At 32.8% G+C, this 16,393-nt stretch carries 12 protein-coding genes and 1 tRNA gene; 8 read left to right on the forward strand and 5 right to left on the reverse strand.

Features of this window, described 5'->3' with window-relative positions; all coding sequences use genetic code 11:
• Positions 1-263, forward strand: a 263-nt coding sequence (locus E0F76_RS10715) for a transposase (RefSeq protein ID WP_165932686.1), incomplete at its 5' end; no start/stop codon positions are given.
• 155 nt (positions 264-418) lie between these two features.
• On the opposite strand, the gene E0F76_RS10720 is transcribed toward E0F76_RS10715, so the two are convergent.
• Positions 419-862 (reverse strand): nuclear transport factor 2 family protein, encoded by a 444-nt coding sequence (locus E0F76_RS10720; protein WP_132005449.1) that lies wholly within the window; start codon positions 860-862, stop codon positions 419-421.
• 1 nt (position 863) lies between these two features.
• Entirely contained in the window at positions 864-1,997 is a 1,134-nt protein-coding gene (locus E0F76_RS10725) for a DegT/DnrJ/EryC1/StrS family aminotransferase (protein ID WP_132005452.1), read from the reverse strand.
• Between the two features lie 154 nt (positions 1,998-2,151).
• Between E0F76_RS10725 and E0F76_RS10730 the strand changes: the two genes are divergently transcribed.
• The 3 genes from E0F76_RS10730 to E0F76_RS10740 all read left to right on the forward strand — a co-directional run bounded on the left by E0F76_RS10730 (position 2,152) and on the right by E0F76_RS10740 (position 5,178).
• Positions 2,152-3,378 carry a 3-deoxy-D-manno-octulosonic acid transferase gene (locus E0F76_RS10730; RefSeq protein ID WP_132005455.1) on the forward strand — a complete coding sequence of 409 codons (1,227 nt, stop codon included), beginning with the start codon at positions 2,152-2,154 and terminating at the stop codon, positions 3,376-3,378.
• A 352-nt stretch (positions 3,379-3,730) separates the two neighbouring features.
• Positions 3,731-3,910 (forward strand): hypothetical protein, encoded by a 180-nt coding sequence (locus E0F76_RS10735; RefSeq protein WP_132005458.1) that lies wholly within the window; start codon positions 3,731-3,733, stop codon positions 3,908-3,910.
• 686 nt (positions 3,911-4,596) lie between these two features.
• Positions 4,597-5,178, forward strand: a complete 582-nt coding sequence (locus E0F76_RS10740) for a PAS domain-containing protein (RefSeq protein ID WP_132005461.1) — start codon at positions 4,597-4,599, stop codon at positions 5,176-5,178.
• A gap of 572 nt (positions 5,179-5,750) precedes the next feature.
• Here E0F76_RS10740 and E0F76_RS10745 read toward each other — a convergent pair.
• Positions 5,751-5,826 (reverse strand) — tRNA-Gly (locus E0F76_RS10745).
• Positions 5,827-5,972: 146 nt separating this feature from the next.
• Positions 5,973-8,579, reverse strand: a complete 2,607-nt coding sequence (mutS, locus tag E0F76_RS10750; protein WP_132005464.1) for a DNA mismatch repair protein MutS — start codon at positions 8,577-8,579, stop codon at positions 5,973-5,975.
• Between the two features lie 153 nt (positions 8,580-8,732).
• Here mutS and E0F76_RS10755 point away from each other — a divergent pair, with 153 nt between their 5' ends.
• From E0F76_RS10755 to E0F76_RS10765, 3 genes are all read left to right on the forward strand, one after another.
• Positions 8,733-9,194, forward strand: coding sequence for a DUF1573 domain-containing protein (locus tag E0F76_RS10755; RefSeq protein ID WP_132005467.1), 462 nt, complete (start codon positions 8,733-8,735; stop codon positions 9,192-9,194).
• 77 nt (positions 9,195-9,271) lie between these two features.
• Positions 9,272-9,808, forward strand: a complete 537-nt coding sequence (locus E0F76_RS10760) for an RNA methyltransferase (protein ID WP_132005470.1) — start codon at positions 9,272-9,274, stop codon at positions 9,806-9,808.
• Between the two features lie 57 nt (positions 9,809-9,865).
• Positions 9,866-13,255: an Ig-like domain-containing protein gene (locus E0F76_RS10765; protein ID WP_132005473.1), complete on the forward strand. Its 3,390-nt coding sequence runs from the start codon at positions 9,866-9,868 to the stop codon at positions 13,253-13,255.
• An 11-nt stretch (positions 13,256-13,266) separates the two neighbouring features.
• Here E0F76_RS10765 and folK read toward each other — a convergent pair whose 3' ends face one another.
• A complete protein-coding gene (gene folK, locus E0F76_RS10770) occupies positions 13,267-14,403 on the reverse strand; it encodes a 2-amino-4-hydroxy-6-hydroxymethyldihydropteridine diphosphokinase (protein ID WP_132005476.1) in 1,137 nt (378 codons plus the stop codon).
• Between the two features lie 131 nt (positions 14,404-14,534).
• Here folK and sppA point away from each other — a divergent pair, with 131 nt between their 5' ends.
• A complete protein-coding gene (gene sppA, locus E0F76_RS10775) occupies positions 14,535-16,295 on the forward strand; it encodes a signal peptide peptidase SppA (RefSeq protein ID WP_132005479.1) in 1,761 nt (586 codons plus the stop codon).
• Positions 16,296-16,393 lie beyond the last annotated feature (98 nt).

Below are 16,393 nucleotides of genomic sequence, written 5' to 3' on the forward strand. Positions count from 1 at the left end.
AAAAAACTACCGATAAAATTATTGGTTTTGCTAGACTTGCCAAATGGCACGAAAAAGTAAATCAATCAGGGTTCAAGTCTTTCAATACAATATCCCGAACAATAATCAATCATTACCAAACCATATTGAATTATTTTGATAACAGAAGTACAAATGCTTCGGCTGAGTCTTTCAATGCCAAAATAAAAGCATTTAGATCTCAATTCAGAGGGGTTAGAAATATTGAGTTTTTCCTTTTTAGACTAACAAATATTTATGCTTAATTTTTGTCGCTCCACAGGTTTTGGGATTGATCCATTAATCTTTGCTTTCCAATACTAAAAACCATTAATAGCTTCTTCCAAAGCTAATTGTAAAATTTAAATTCAATTTGAGAACCGATAAAGCCTACGCCTCGTGTATTTGAAATTTACTTTTTTTAAGTTGGTAATTTAAAAGCCTGTCTTGCAATCAATATCCACTTATTTTTTTGTTTTTGCCAGACGAGTATTATCCCAATTTTAATATCCTTATCCACACCACCGTCTTTAGTATGTGCGACTAAATTATGTCTCACAATAGCAACTTTACCAATTACTTCAATTGTTTGATTTTGAAATTCTATGCTTACAAAATCAGATTCGCCATTAATTAATTTCTCAATAAAAATGGATTGATTTTGAACCACTCCACTGGAATGTCCATAACTCAAATTTTTTGAGGTTAATTCTGTAAGTTTGTTTGCATCAGGATCAATTAAAGCTTGACGTAAACTTTCAACTCTAACAGCAATTTCCGTCTCCTCTTTGTTTGCATATTTAATTTGTGTCCAACCCGAAAATTGGAATAAAACTACCGCAAGGATTGTAAAAAAAAACTTCATTCTATTGGTTTAAAAATTCTAAAACTGAATCTGTAATGAAATTGATTTGCTCATCTTGTAATTCGGTGTGCATTGGCAAAGAAATCACTTCTTTCACCAACTGATTGGTTACCGGAAAATCTTCTTCTTTGTAACGTACATCCAAATATGCTTTTTGCAAATGCAAAGGAATTGGATAATAAATGGCGCAAGGAATTCCTTTGTCCAACAAATGTTGCATTAATCCATCTCTGTCGGCATTGATAATTCGCAGCGTATATTGATGAAAAACATGACAGTCACAAATATCACAAATACTTGGTGCGATTATGTTTTCTTGTCCTTCAAAAGCCGAAGTATATTTTCTCGCCGCATTTTGACGCGCCGCATTGTATTGATCCAACAAAGGCAATTTAGCATTCAAAACCGCTGCTTGAACACTGTCCAACCTTGAATTTACGCCCACCACATCGTGATGATAACGCTCGTACATTCCGTGATTTACAATGCCTCGAATTTTGTGTGCCAAAGCATCGTCATTAGTAAAAATGGCTCCACCATCACCGTAACATCCCAAATTCTTGGAAGGAAAAAAGGAGGTTGAACCAACGTTTCCAATAGTTCCCGCTTTCTTTTTGCTTCCGTCAGAAAACTTGCAATTAGCTCCAATGGCTTGTGCGTTGTCTTCAATAACATAAAGATTGTGTTCTTTGGCAATAGCCATAATTGCTTCCATATTGGCAGCGCGACCAAACAAATGTACTGGCACAATCGCTTTGGTTTTTGGGGTAATCGCTTTTTTGATTCCTTCGATGGAAATATTCATATTGACCAAATCGACATCGACCAAAACCGGCTTAAGTTGCAATAAAGCAATAACTTCAACGGTTGCGGCAAAGGTGAAATCGGCGGTAATAACCTCATCGCCTGGTTTTAAATCCAGACCCATCATGGCGATTTGCAAAGCATCGGTTCCGTTTGCGCAAGGAATTACGTGTTTTACATGAAGATATTCTTCGAGATTTTTTTGAAATTGGTGAACTTGTGGTCCGTTAATGTAGGTGTTGGTGTCGAGTACTTCTTGAATTGAATTATTTACAACTTCTTTTATTTTTTCATATTGACTTTTTAGGTCAACCATTTGCAATTTTTTCATTTAACCTTTTGTTTAATATTTGTCTAAACACGTTTCCAACTCTCTTGGCGTTTGCTGTTTTTTTTATAATTTAAAAACAAAAATAGGTATTTTAGCATAATGATTTTATAGATATTTAAAAGAAAACGTATTTTAGCCCCAGAAAATTTCTGATATGCTATTCCTCTACAATATAATTGTTCAAATTGCGAATTTTTCATTGAAAATTGTCGCTTTATTCAATCCGAAAATAAAACTTTTCATTAGTGGTCGAAAGCCTGTTTTTGAGATTTTGAAAGAAAAAATAAAACCTTCAGATAAAACTATTTGGTTTCATGCAGCCTCACTTGGAGAATACGAACAAGGATTGCCCGTTATAGAAAAGATAAAAGAAAAATATCCAACCCATAAAATCATAATCAGCTTTTTCTCGCCTTCAGGATATGAAGTGCGCAAAAACAATAGTATTGCTGATGTCACCATCTATCTGCCGTTGGACACAAAAAGAAATGCAGCAAAATTCATAACATTGGTTCACCCTGATTTAGTTTTCTTTATTAAATATGAATTTTGGCCAAATTATTTGAATCAACTTCGAAAAGACGAAATACCAACGTATTTAATTTCTGGTATTTTCAGAAAAAATCAAATATTCTTTAAATGGTATGGCGGTTTTTACAGAAAAGCTTTAGAAACCTTCACTTATTTTTTTGTTCAAAATGAAGTTTCAAAAAAATTATTATTGCAAATGGGCAAAACTAATGTGGCGATTTCTGGTGACACTCGCTTTGACAGAGTCGCTTCGATTTTGGAAAAAGACAATTCAATAGATTTCATTTCCAAATTCAAAAACGACACTTTAACAATAGTAATTGGGAGCTCTTGGCCAAAAGACGAGAGTTTATTAGTTAGTTTCATCAATCAAACTTCTCACAAAGTAAAATTTATTATTGCTCCTCACAATATTAAATCCGAACAAATTCAAGAATTAAAAAACAGTATATCAAAAAAAGTAATCTTGTTTTCTGAAAAAGAAAACAAAAATTTAGCTGATTTTGATGTATTTATCATTGATACTATCGGAATTTTAACCAAAATATACAGTTACGCAGATATTGCGTATGTTGGTGGAGGTTTTGGTAACCCTGGCGTTCACAATATTTTAGAGCCAGCCACATTTGGAGTACCCATCATTATTGGTCCCAACTATAGTCATTTTGCTGAAGCAACTGCATTAGTGCATCTAGAAGGTTGCATCTCAATTTCTACCAAATTAGAACTTTTAGATGCTTTTTCAAATTTGATTGCTAACGATGCTATTCGACACGAAAAGGGACATATATGTAGCACTTTTGTACAAATGAACAAAGGAGCTACCAATTGTGTTTTAAAACAGCTATAATTAATGATATTCCGTTCTCGATTTCAAAAAACCACATAAAGCAAATACCTTTTTTGACAAAAATTAATTTTTACACCCCGAAATTTGAATAATAAATATTTTCTGACCTCTTTTTTTAAAAAAAATAAAACACTCTTTACTGCATAAAAGCTATAAAGCCACAGTACCACTGTCCTTATTAGGTCTAATACTAATTTTATTAACGAATATAAACCTTCGAGAATGGATCAAATTACAGCTGAATCCATAAATCAATATTATTTTTTAAAAAAAATATAAAAAAATATTTTACGTATTAAAAAATTTATATCTTTGCCCCGAATTAATAATTAACCTTTTATAATTAAGTAAGATGAAAAAAGTACTTTTAAGTTTAGCCGTTGTTGCTGTTTTGACTATTGTATCATGTAAAAAAGCTGAAGAAGCTCCTGCTGAAGCAGTAACTGTTGATACTACTGCTGTAATTGTTGATACTACTGCTGTAGTTGTTGACTCAACTACTACAACAACTGACACAACTTCTGTTAAGTAATTCTAAATTACAATCAGAAAAAAAATAAGCCATGCTCTGCGTGGCTTTTTTTTGTTTTAAACCGAAACAACTAATTAAGTTGCTATTTAAAAATTACATTCTCCAATTATAACAAATATATAAATGCCATTTTACTTCAGTAATATGGCTTTTTTTTATTCGAAATAATTCTATTTTGAACCAATTTAAAGACAAATTACAACAACTAGAAGTCAATAACACTAATATCAATAAACAGAACGTATTATAGAATTACTTGAATTTCATTTTGACATTGAAAAAATCTAAGATTTATTTCAAGATTTAAGAAATGTAAAAAAACTGATAAAACAATTAGACATTCAAGGTTGACTCAGACATATACATTTAAAACACCATTACAAAATAGACACATATTAGTTGAATAAATCAAAAAGCAGCAATTAACCGAACATTTGATTTAACAAGAAATTGAGCAACAATAAAAGAGATTTAACACAATAACAAGATTGTGAATTCCTAAAAAAAACAATACAAACATAGACGCACAAACCTCTAAAGATTAATTAATAACCCCATTTACATTTACAATTAAAAATAAAAACCATAATTATGATAAACTTCAATTGTAAGAATTTTAAATACGTTACTTTTAATTGGGAGTAAATCTAAATCAAATGAAAAACTTCGAATAAACTAAAAAATTATTGAATGAATCCAATTTGTTTTATATTATAGTGATCGATATGGATGGTAATTATTCATATATAAATAACAATTATGCAAAAGTATTTTCACATATAAATAACAATTTTATTGGACAGCCATATCATATTACAATGCATCCTGACGATATGAACACTTGCCTCGAAGTTTCTACCAAATGTTTTGAGAATCCAGATAAATTATTTCTGGCGACTATAAGAAAACACAACGGAGAAGGAGGTTATGTTTATACTCAGTGGGAATACAAAGCAATGTTTGATGACAAAAAAAATCCAGCTGGAATATTTTGCATAGGACATAACATTACAAAATATGTTGGCGAAGAACTACAATTAAAAAATGCAAAAGAAGAAATTGAAAAAAATAGTGCTATAATGAAAAAGATTGTTTTTCAACAATCACATCTTATTTGCGCACCATTAAGTAATATAATTGGGCTCACTACTATTTTAGACAAAACATTATTAGATAGCAATACAAGTAATATTTGCGACATGATATTAGAAAGCACCAACCAACCTGATAAAGTTATTAGAAATATCATAACTACTGCTAGAACCTAATTTAATTTTTTAAGGGCAAGGTTCCATCATGGATGACATTGTAACTAAATCATGTAATAGATGATACAAACCATTCAAAAACAAAACAATTCATTTTCAACTTTCTATTACTGGTGTTTGATACAATAAAATTATACACTTGTAAACATTTCCCGTATACACTTCATGTCTGTAAACTTCAATCAATTTAAATTAAAGTTTATTAATCAAACCTTTTTCAAAGTCTAATTAATTCATTTGGCTGATTTTAATTGAGATTAAAAGATTAAACTCAATTTTTATAATTATAATATAAAGTAGATTAACCTTAATTATTTGGAATTTAAAAAACCATTACATAAACATAATTAATAATTAGGTTTGACTCAAAACAAACTTAATAAAAAAGACTAGAAATAAGGCGAAAACGAACTGACAGGGTGAGGATTTGAGATCAAAAAAAAAAAAAAAAAAAAAAAAAAAAACCGCAAAGAATTAAAAATTAATTCTTTACGGCTTTCGTTGTACTCAGAGCGGGACTTGAACCCGCACGAACATTGCTGTTCACTGGATTTTAAGTCCAGCGTTTGGTGTGGAGCGAAAAACGGGGCTCGAACCCGCGACCTCGACCTTGGCAAGGTCGCGCTCTACCAACTGAGCTATTTTCGCATTCGCATTCTAATTAAGAACTCAATACTTGTTCTGTATTGCGGATGCAAATTTAAGACATTAATTCAATTACACAAGTCTTTTTTACAAAAAAAACAACACTATTTCATAATCTTCTGATAACCTAAACTTTAAATACTAAAGAATTATTTTCTAACTAACATTCTTTTTATTTCATTGAGCTTCATCAAAGCTTCTACTGGTGTAATGGTATTGATATCAATATTTAATATTTCTTCCTTAATTTCTTCTAATAAAGGATCATCTAGATTAAAGAAACTCATTTGCATTTCATCTTTTGAAGACTTCACTCCGCTTAAAACCTCACTAGAATGGTCTTTTTCTAATTTCTTCAATAATTTTTGCGCTTTCAAAATTACAATTTGCGGCATTCCTGCCATTTTCGCAACATGTATACCAAAACTATGTGCACTTCCACCCTTTACTAGTTTCCGAATGAATAGGACCGTGTCTTTTAATTCCTTGACTGCAACATTATAGTTTTGAATCCTCGGCAATGATTCGCTCATTTCATTCAATTCGTGATAATGCGTTGCAAATAATGTTTTAGGCTTAGATGGATGTTCGTGTAAAAACTCAGCTATGGCCCAAGCTATTGAAATCCCATCGTACGTACTTGTTCCCCGACCAATTTCATCTAAGAGCACTAAACTACTATCAGAGATATTGTTAAGGATAGAGGCTGTTTCGTTCATTTCGACCATAAAAGTAGATTCCCCCATCGAAATATTGTCACTCGCACCAACTCTAGTAAATATTTTGTCGATAATTCCCATTCTTACATTGTCTGCAGGCACAAAACTTCCCATTTGAGCCAATAATACTATTAAAGCCGTTTGTCGCAAAATAGCCGACTTTCCAGACATATTGGGCCCCGTAATCATAATCAACTGTTGTGTTTCCCTATCTAAGAAAACATCATTTGCAATATAAGGAGTTCCAACAGCCAATTGCTTTTCTATAACAGGATGTCTTCCGTTTTTAATATCCAACTCGAAAGATTCATCTAATTCTGGACAGCTATATTTATTTTCTATTGCTAATTGGGTAAACGAACACAAACAATCCAATTGCGCTACCAAATTAGCATTCATTTGAACCGGCTTAATGTATGTTGCAATCCAACTCACCAATTGCTCAAATAATTCCGATTCAATCTTATGAATTTTTTCTTCGGCACCAAGAATTTTTGTTTCGTATTCTTTTAATTCTTCGGTGATATATCGCTCCGCATTGACTAATGTTTGTTTTCGGATCCATTCTGGCGGAACCTTGTCTTTATGCGTATTTCTAACTTCAATATAATAGCCAAAGACATTATTAAACGAGATTTTAAGAGACGTAATCCCTGTTCTTTCGGATTCTCTTTTTTCAATTCCATCCAAGAATTCTTTTCCTGAAGTTGAAATCGCTCGTAAGTCATCTAACTCTGCATTAATCCCTTTAGCAATCGCATTTCCTTTGGCTACAGCCACAGGAGCATCTTGATTTAAGGTAGTTTTTATTTTTTCTCGCAATAAATCACAACTATGCAAACTATCACCGATACTTTTTACAGCATCTTGAGGACTTTCTAAAGACAAGGTTTTTATTGGAATTATTGCATCAAGAGATTCTTTTAAATAGACTATTTCTCTTGGCGACACTTTCCCAGCAGCAATTTTAGAAATCAAGCGTTCTAAATCTGAAATCTGCTTTATTTGATGTTGTATTTTGTGCAATACCTCTTTATTATCTTTTAAATAAGAAACTACTTGATGACGATTTCTAATTTTATGGATATTCTTTAATGGCAGTGCTAACCAACGTTTCAACAATCGTCCACCCATTGGCGAAAGCGTTTTATCAATCACATCCAAAAGCGTAACTGCATTGGGATTGTAGCTGTGATACAATTCTAAATTCCTAATGGTAAAACGATCCATCCAAACGTATTCATCTTCTGCAATTCGCTGAATTGCAGTGATATGTTGAACGCGATTGTGCTGGGTTTCTGACAAATAATATAAAATTGCACCAGAAGCAATTATCCCTTCATTTAATTCCTCTATTCCAAAACCTTTTAATGAAACAGTTTGAAAATGTTTCGTTAATAAATCGAAGGCATAATCTTCTTTGTATATCCAATCTTCGAGATAAAAACTATGAAAATCATCTCCAAAGATTTCTTTGAATTCACTTTTCTTATTTTTAGGAATAAGAACTTCGCTTGGGCTAAAATTTTGCAAAAGCTTATCTACATATTCTGCATTTCCTTGAGATGTAAGAAATTCACCCGTAGACACATCAAGAAAAGAAATTCCAATCGATTTATTAGCAAAATAAATAGCCGCCAAAAAATTATTTGTTTTGGATTGCAAAACCTCATCATTCATCGAAACTCCAGGCGTAACAAGTTCTGTCACTCCGCGTTTCACAATGGTTTTAGTCATTTTAGGATCTTCAAGCTGATCACAAATCGCAACACGAAGTCCTGCTTTAACTAATTTTGGTAAATACGTATTTATTGAATGATGAGGAAAACCTGCTAAGGCTGTTTCTGTTTCGGAACCTGCTCCTCTTTTAGTTAAAGTTATTCCAAGAATTTTTGAAGCGCATACTGCATCTTCTCCAAATGTTTCATAAAAATCTCCCACTCTAAACAATAAACAAGCATCAGGATATTTCCTTTTGATTTCATTATATTGTTTCATTAACGGTGTTTCCTTGACCAATTTCTCTTTAGATGACAAAATTTTTGTTTTAAATTTAATAGAAAGCGAATTTATAAATTTTAAAGCGAATAATGAATAGACAATAAAATTTAAAATATTTTTAAGATAAATTTAGGAGGAGGTTTCAATTTTTTCTATAAATTTGTCTTTCAATTATAAATTATATTGACGATGAAAAAAATTATTACACTTTCGATAGCACTATTGGCATTTAGTTTTTCTAATGCACAAGAAACTACTAAAATTACAAAATCTAGTAAAAAAACAGGAGCTAAAATTACAGCAGCTATTCCAAAAGTACAAGGAGCTGGAATGGTTTTTGAATCTGAAACTATCGACTATGGAACAATTGCCCACAATGCAGATGGAAAACGCGAATTTGTTTTTACTAATAACGGAAACAAGCCATTAATCATTACAAATACTCAAGGATCTTGTGGCTGTACAGTACCAACTTCTCCAAAAGAACCAATCTTGCCAGGTGCAAAAGCTGTTATTGGTGTTAAATATGCAACTGACAGAGTTGGTGCTTTCACAAAAACGGTAACCGTTACTTCAAATGCAGAAGGAATGCCAACCAAAGTTTTAACAATAAAAGGAACTGTTTTAGGAGATGATGCTCCAAAAAGCTAAATTCAAAAACTGATATTTTAAAAAAAAGCTTCCTTTTTATGGAAGCTTTTTTTATGTTTACTAACAATCTATCCCGTATGCGAAAATTAGAAAATAACGAACTCGGTCGAAAATCAGTTGACGATTTTAAACAATCCAAAAAAACACCTATCATTTTAATATTAGATGATATACGCAGTTTGCATAACATTGGATCTGTATTTAGAACTGCCGATGCTTTTTTGATCGAAAAAATTTATTTGTGTGGTATTACTGCTACTCCACCCAATAAAGAAATTCACAAAACAGCTCTTGGAGCAACAGAAACTGTCGATTGGGAACACCATGAAAATGTCCTGGAAACGATTCAAAAATTAAAATCCGAAAAAATTACTGTACTAGCCATAGAACAAGTTGAAAGCGCGTTTTTTCTTCAAGATTTTGAAGTTGAAACGAATAAAAAATACGCCTTGATTTTTGGAAATGAAGTATACGGTGTTTCACAAGAAGCTGTAGCATTGTGTGATGGTTGCATCGAAATCCCACAATTGGGCACCAAACATTCTTTGAACATTTCTGTAAGTGCTGGAATTGTGGTTTGGGATTTATTTAAAAAATTGAATTGGAATTTGTAGCTTTGGAAAAGTTAATTTAGCAACATTTACTTTTTAACTTGTCTTATATTTTTTGAAATGAAAAAGCTACTCCTAATTGTTTTACTTCTATCTAATTTTCTTGGACATGCTCAACAATACACCTTAATACCAGATGTGAATTTTGAAAAAGCTTTGATTTCCATAGGGATTGATAGTGGTATTCCTGACGGGAAGGTACTTACTGCTAATGTGAGTGGAGTGACTGATTTGAACCTTGCTGTTAAAAACATAACAGATTTAACAGGGATTCAAGATTTTTCTTCATTAACCTTTTTATCTTGTGAAGGCAATAAATTAACCAGTCTAGATGTTTCAAAAAATTTGGCTCTAAGCACTTTGTATTGCTATTCTAATCAAATTACAAAATTGGATATCTCCACAAATACAGCTTTAACTGGTTTAGGCTGCTCTACTAATCAAATATCCAGTTTAGACCTCTCTAAAAACATTCATTTAGTCTCACTGATGTGTTTTAATAACAAATTAGTAACATTGAACTTAAAAAATGGAAATAATACAAATTTCGCTAGAGCTCTTTTTGATCTAAAATTAAACCCTGCTCTAACCTGCATACAAGTAGACAACAAGTTATATTCCGATACTAATTGGTCTTCTTCTAAAGACGCCACAGCTAGTTATTCAGAAATTTGCAATGCTAAAGTTACGGCCATAGCTCCGCCTGTAATTACGGCAACAGGAAATCAAATCTACTGCTCTGGAACAACTCAAAAAATAGTTGAAACCATTTCAATTACAAATGATCCAGCCGAACCGGATACTGATGCAGTTAATATTCAAATTTCTTCGGGTTATGTATATGGACAAGATCAATTAAGCTTAACAGGTATCCACCCCTCTATTGCATCTAGCTGGGTTTCGTCTGAGGGAAAGTTAAAATTATACAGTATAACTGGAAATAAAATTCCTTATTCTGATTTTGTAGCTGCAATTAAAGATGTTCAATTCGATAACAACAACACTTCTCCATCGGGAAACAGAACTTTTTCAATAAGTTTAGGTACAGGTCAGCTTAGTTACTTACCAAGCAATGGCCATTATTACGAATATGTGGCTGCATTAGGAATAAATTGGACTGCCGCAAGAGATGCCGCTGCCCTGTTAAACTATTATGGTATACAAGGTTATTTAGCCACATTAACAACTGCCGACGAAGCACAATTAGCAGGAGCTCAAGCACCCGGAACAGGCTGGATTGGAGGCAGTGATGCTGCTACTGAAGGTACGTGGAAATGGGTTACGGGGCCAGAGGCTGGAACTACTTTCTGGATTGGAAAAAATAATGGTACCGTAACAGCTCCTTTTTTTTATGCCAATTGGAATGCGCCAAATGAACCTAACGACTCCAAAAACAATGAAGATTACGCTCATGTAACATCACCAGCAGTTGGACATCCAGGAACTTGGAATGATCTTCCAGAAGCAGGAGACCCTATTACCTCTTACAATTACTATCCTAAAGGATACATTGTAGAATATGGAGGAATGCCTAGAGATCCTGTATTAAATCTATCAGCAAGTACCACAATTACAATTCCAAGAATTGAAACCACAACTTCAAAATCACTTTGTAATTCTGGAAGTGTGAATCTGCTAGCAACAGCATCAAATGGCAGTGTTTATTGGTACACTAGCAAAACTGGAGGCTCATCAATTTTTACCGGAAACACTTTTACTACACCAACATTATACACCACTACTTCGTATTTTGTTGATGCAACAAATGGAAATTGTTCAAACACTCCAAGAACTGAAGTTATTGCGACAATTAATTCCATTCCAAATATTAGTTCAACTTCTCCAGCTTTTCGATGTGACGCTGGAACCTTAACATTAGGAGCTGTTGCTTCATCTGGAATTATAAATTGGTATGACGTCCCAACTGGTGGAACTTCATTAGCTACCGGAACAACATTTTTAACTCCTAGTATTTCAACTTCAAAAACATATTATGTTGATGCTACTTCAAATGGTTGCACTAGTACAAGTCGAACTGCTATAATGGCAACTGTAAATAATTCGCCTATAATCACTTTTACATCGCCAGCTTCCATATGCGGATCAGGAACTCTAACTCTTGAAGCTGTTGCTTCTGCTGGAAACATAAGATGGTATGATTTACCCAGTGGAGGAACTTTATTATATTCTGGGAATTCTTTTACTACACCAACGATTAACGCATCAACTACCTATTATGCAGAAGCTTTTACTTCTGATTGCACAAGTATACCACGAACTCCAGTTGTAGCAACAGTTAATACTATACCAATAATTACATCAACTACTCCATCATCAGTTTGTGATTCTGGAACCGTTACATTATCCGCAGTTGCTTCGGCTGGAAGTATACGCTGGTATGATGCTATTGGAAATGTAGTGGCAACAGGAAATTCTTTTACAACTCCATTTATTACAACTACAACTTCTTATTATGTTGAAGCTTTCACTGCTACTTGTGTAAGTCCTACACGAACCGCTGTTATTGCTACAGTAAATAGCACCCCAACAATCACCTCAACATCACCAGCATCAGTTTGCGATTCAGGAACTATATCACTAGGTGCAACCGCCTCAGGTGGAACTATCAATTGGTATAATGCTACTGGAAATGTTATAGCCATTGGAAACAGCTTTACAACCCCAATTCTTACTACAACTACAAATTATTATGTTGATGCAGAGGTATCAGGTTGTAAAAGTCCAAAAAGCCTAATTACAGCAACTGTGTATCCTGTTGACACCAAAACAGAGGAGTTAATTTTGTGCCAAGGTGAAACAATGAAATTAGATGCAGGGGTTTCTGGAATGAAATATGTTTGGTCGCCAGGTGGTGAAACAACACAAACCATAGCAGTTTCTACTATAGGAGACTATAGCGTAACCATAAGCTCGCCAACAGTTATTGCCTGCTATTCGAAAAAAAATATTAGTGTCATAGAACATCCAGCACCTATTATCAATCCCATTGAAGTAAATGAAAACACCATTACCATTACTCTCGAAAAAACAGAAAGCTACTATGAGTATTCGATAAACGGCCTAGATTTTCAAGCTTCAAATACATTCTCTTATATTCCAAGTGGTCAATACACAGCGTTCGTAAGAGATAATAATGGATGCAATTTAGTTTCACAAAATTTCACCATATTCACAATTGCAAAATATTTCACACCAAATAATGATGGACAAAATGATGTATGGGAAATTAAAGAAATGAAAAATTATCCCCATTCAAGACTGGAGATTTATGATAGATATGGCAAACTATTAAAGCAACTTAACTCCTCAAGTTTAGGATGGAATGGCACCTTTAATGGTCTTAACTTACCTGCAGATGATTATTGGTACCGCTTAAAATTAGATAATTCAAAACCTGAAATAAGAGGTCACTTTACTTTAAAAAGATAAGTACTATTTATTTATTGACTAATTTTATTTTGAATTTGGTCCAAAATATAAAGATAATCTTCTTGATTTTTTACAAAATCTCTTTCGGAAACATCGATAATTAAAACATTCAAATCTTTTTGTGATTTTATATAATCGAGATATCCATTATTGATTTTATCTAAATACTCAGCAGAAATATTTTGTTCGTAATCCCTACCCCTTTTCTTTATATTGTGTAGCAAACGCTCCGTGTTTTGATATAAATATATATACAAATCTGGTTTTGGCATTTCTCGATACACAATATCGAACAAGGTTCTGTACAATCTGTATTCATCATCTGCCAGTGTTATTTTGGCAAAAATTAAGGATTTAAAAATATGATAATCGGCAACTAAGAAGTCCTTAAACAAATCAAATTGTGCTAAATCATCTGACAACTGTTTGTATCTATCTGCCAAGAAAGACATTTCAAGAGGAAAAGCATATCGGTTTTGATCTTCGTAAAATTTGGGTAAAAAAGGATTGTCAGCAAAACGTTCTAAGACTGTTTTTGCGTTAAAATCTTGGGCAATTTGTGTTGTTAATGTTGTTTTTCCTGCTCCAATATTCCCTTCAAAAGCAATATAATTAAATTGCTCTAATGGAATTTTATCTAATGGATTTTCTAGTTTTTTTACCAGCATACAATCACTTTTATCAGGAGATAGTAATAGTAATTCTGGCAGTTTTTTAAGGAAAACGGGGTGTTTCCAATCTAAATTCAAATCCAACATTGGCACTAAAACAAACTTTCTATTTTGCATTAACGGATGCGGAACTTGAAGGTCCTCTGAATCAATAATTTCATCATCAAATGTAATCAAATCAACATCTATAAGTCGTGACTGATACCCCAAATTTTCTCCTCGAACACGACCAAGCTTCTGTTCTATTTTTAATATTTTGGATAAAACAGCGTGTGATGAACTATAGGTATGCAAAACCAAAGCGCAATTGTAAAATGAGTCACTTTCAAAACCCCATGATGCTGATTCGTACAAGTTCGAAACTTTAATAATAGTTCCGATTTCTTGATGCACCAATTGCAAACAATTTTCAATGTTTTGAAGGCGGTTGCCTTGATTAGTTCCGAGAGATAAAACGACCTGATGCTGTGATTTCATATTAACCACAAATTAACTAAAACAAATTTAGAATAGAACTATATTTGCTGTCGTGTTAATAAATATTTTTACGTTTTGAAATATTAAAATGTAACATATAAACACTTATCATTACTTATAAAAAAAACATTATGAGATTTTTAGGAAATGTATTGGCAACAATCATAGGGTTATTTATTTTTTTAATGCTCTTCATTTTTGGAATAGCTATTATTTCAACAATTTTTGGAGGAGATACAGTTGAAATATCCATAAAAAACAATTCAGTTATCGAATTAAATTTAGAACACATTAAAAACGATTATGCTGGTAAATACAAAGATCCATGGATTTCTTTTTTATCAGACGGAGAAAAACTAGGCGTTTCTGACATTATAAATGCTATTGATGCAGCAAAATCAGACAGTGACATTAAAGGTATTTCAATTTTGAATGATGGATCCGATTTAGGAATGGCACAAAGAAAAGCCTTACGTGACGCTCTTGAAAATTTTAAAAAATCAGGAAAATTTGTCATGGCCTACGCCAATTCTTATTCGCAAAAGGAATATTATCTCAACTCGGTTGCAAATACTATTTACCTAAATCCTGTTGGCGATTTTGATTTTAAAGGATTATCCGCAGAAATTATGTTTTTCAAAGATTTACAAGAAAAAACAGGTGTTAAAATGGAAGTTATTCGACACGGAAAATACAAAAGTGCCGTAGAACCTTTTCTGGAGAACAAAATGAGTGATGCCAATAGAGAACAAACCTTAGCATTATTAAATTCCATTTGGAGTTCGATTACCACTGACATTTCGAAAAGCAGAAACATTTCAATTGCTAAATTGAATGAAATTGCCAATGGTCTTCTTGCCAGAAGTCCCGAAATGGCCAAAGCCGAAAATTTAGTTGACGTAGTGGCCTATGAAGACGAATATCATGATGCCATTCGAAAAGCGTTGAAAGTGGACAAAGACAAAGATTACAACAAACTAAGTATTTTAGATTATGCTCGAAAAGTAGCTACAACCTCAGGTCAATTTGAAGTAAAAAATAAAATTGCAATTATCTATGCCCAAGGTGTAATCATGAGTGGCGAAGGGGATGTAAATAAAATTGGCGAAGGCTCCATGCGTCGTTCCTTGATTGAAGCTCGTAAGGACACTAACGTTAAAGCAATTGTACTTCGAATTGACAGTCCGGGAGGAAATGCATTGACATCAGATTTAATCTGGAGAGAAATCGAAATAACTAAAAAAACAAAACCTGTCGTAGTTTCTATGGGTAATTATGCCGCATCCGGGGGATATTATATAGCATGTAATGCCAATACAATTTTCGCTGAAAACAATACCATTACTGGTTCTATTGGTGTTTTTGGTGTATTGCCAAATTTCACACAATTAGCAACAAAAATTGGCATTCATACTGAACAAGTAAAAACAAATGAAAATGCTGCTGAATATAGTCCTTTTTTACCAATGGATGACAAATTTAAAGCAGTCACTACTGAAAGTGTAGAACAAGTGTATAACATCTTTGTATCTCACGTTGCCAAAGGTCGAAAAATGTCTTTTGCTCAAGTGGACTCCATTGCTCAAGGAAGAGTTTGGTCAGGCTCTCAAGCTTTAAAAATTGGACTAGTGGATAAAATTGGCGGATTAGACGCTGCATTAAAGGAAGCAGCCAACTTAGCCAAAATAAATTCCTATAAGACTCAAAACTTTCCAGAATTCAAAAAAAATATTAATGATATTTTAGAAAATTTACCTTTTGCAAAATCGAAAGAAACCTTCCTAAAAGAAGAGTTAGGTGACGAAAATTTTAGAATATTGAATCAAATAAAAAAAATACAATCTCAAAGAGGAGTTCAAGCAATGATGCCTTTTGAAATAAACATACAATAAAACATTTTAAACAATTAATCATATAAATTCCGTTTGAGTAAATAACTTAAACGGAATTTTTTTGATAAAAGCTAAACACCTATTTTTGTATAGTAAGG

This window comes from Flavobacterium cellulosilyticum (genome assembly GCF_004349355.1).
Taxonomy (GTDB): domain Bacteria; phylum Bacteroidota; class Bacteroidia; order Flavobacteriales; family Flavobacteriaceae; genus Flavobacterium; species Flavobacterium cellulosilyticum.

Coding starts and splice junctions, on each gene's coding strand:
- E0F76_RS10720 (WP_132005449.1), bottom strand. CDS start 862: ATGAAGTTTTTTTTTACAATCCTTGCGGTAGTTTTATTCCAATTTTCG.
- E0F76_RS10725 (WP_132005452.1), bottom strand. CDS start 1,997: ATGAAAAAATTGCAAATGGTTGACCTAAAAAGTCAATATGAAAAAATA.
- E0F76_RS10730 (WP_132005455.1), top strand. CDS start 2,152: ATGCTATTCCTCTACAATATAATTGTTCAAATTGCGAATTTTTCATTG.
- E0F76_RS10735 (WP_132005458.1), top strand. CDS start 3,731: ATGAAAAAAGTACTTTTAAGTTTAGCCGTTGTTGCTGTTTTGACTATT.
- E0F76_RS10755 (WP_132005467.1), top strand. CDS start 8,733: ATGAAAAAAATTATTACACTTTCGATAGCACTATTGGCATTTAGTTTT.
- E0F76_RS10760 (WP_132005470.1), top strand. CDS start 9,272: ATGCGAAAATTAGAAAATAACGAACTCGGTCGAAAATCAGTTGACGAT.
- E0F76_RS10765 (WP_132005473.1), top strand. CDS start 9,866: ATGAAAAAGCTACTCCTAATTGTTTTACTTCTATCTAATTTTCTTGGA.
- folK (WP_132005476.1), bottom strand. CDS start 14,403: ATGAAATCACAGCATCAGGTCGTTTTATCTCTCGGAACTAATCAAGGC.
- sppA (WP_132005479.1), top strand. CDS start 14,535: ATGAGATTTTTAGGAAATGTATTGGCAACAATCATAGGGTTATTTATT.